Origin of the sequence: Mediterraneibacter sp. 210702-DFI.5.30 (assembly GCF_020560115.1) — a bacterium.
Classification (GTDB): Bacteria; Bacillota; Clostridia; order Lachnospirales; family Lachnospiraceae; genus Mediterraneibacter; species Mediterraneibacter faecis.
Genome location: NZ_JAJCME010000265.1, coordinates 1 through 214 on the forward strand (window position 1 = coordinate 1; position 214 = coordinate 214).

Here is a 214-nt window from a genome sequence, read left to right on the forward strand (position 1 = left end):
GCAGGATCAGACTCATTGGCGCGCTCGCTTTGACAACTTGATTGCCAGAACCACGATGCGTGGAATCACAGACTGGTTCAATCACGATACCACGTTTTGTGGGCTAGAAAATCTTAAGTCGCTTTCGCCAACTCAAGGCGCAGTAATTACCAGCAATCATTTTAATCAGCTGGATAATACCGTCATCCGCAAGCTGGCCCAAAAAAATCATCGT

General features: G+C 46.7%; 1 protein-coding gene. It reads left to right on the forward strand.

Going from position 1 to position 214, the window contains the following annotated elements; translation table 11 throughout:
• Positions 1–214: hypothetical protein (locus tag LI126_RS15510; protein WP_227165784.1), on the forward strand; the 214-nt coding region annotated here is incomplete at both ends.